General features: G+C 55.4%; 1 protein-coding gene. It reads right to left on the bottom strand.

Going from position 1 to position 740, the window contains the following annotated elements; all coding sequences use genetic code 11:
• Nucleotides 1-740 (bottom strand): EF-Tu C-terminal domain-related protein (locus ABUK73_RS23335; RefSeq protein WP_353579314.1); only part of this gene is annotated, 740 nt, incomplete at both ends.

Below are 740 nucleotides of genomic sequence, written 5' to 3'. Positions count from 1 at the left end.
GCGAAGCGCAGCTTTTCTTCCATCGCGATTGGAACGATCAGCTCAACAGCAACGGTAACGTTGTCGCCTGGCATAACCATTTCCGTGCCTTCTGGAAGCGAAACGATACCGGTCACGTCCGTCGTACGGAAGTAGAACTGTGGACGGTAGTTCGTGAAGAACGGCGTATGACGGCCGCCTTCTTCCTTCGTCAGGATGTAGGCTTCAGCCATGAACTTCTTGTGCGGCTTGACAGAACCTGGCTTGCAGAGAATCTGACCACGCTCAACGCCGTCACGGGTAACGCCGCGAACCAGTGCACCGATGTTGTCGCCAGCCTGGCCCTGATCGAGCAGCTTGCGGAACATTTCAACGCCGGTAACAGTCGTCTTGGATGTTGGCTTGATGCCGACGATTTCAACTTCTTCACCAACCTTGACGATACCGCGCTCAACGCGACCCGTCACAACCGTACCACGGCCAGAGATCGAGAACACGTCTTCGATTGGCATCAGGAACGGCTGGTCGATTGGACGCTCTGGTGTTGGGATGTAGGCGTCGACCTGAGCCATCAGCTCGCGGATCGCGTCTTCACCAATCGTCTTGTCAGAATCTTCAAGAGCAGCAAGAGCCGAACCCTTGACGACAGGAACATCGTCGCCTGGGAAGTCGTAGGACGACAGAAGTTCGCGAACTTCCAGTTCTACCAGTTCCAGGAGTTCTGCGTCGTCAACCTGGTCAACCTTGTTGAGGAACACGAC

It is taken from the genome of Agrobacterium vacciniicorymbosi (genome assembly GCF_040427045.1).
GTDB lineage: Bacteria > Pseudomonadota > Alphaproteobacteria > Rhizobiales > Rhizobiaceae > Agrobacterium.
This window is presented reverse-complemented; position numbering and strand designations above follow the sequence as displayed.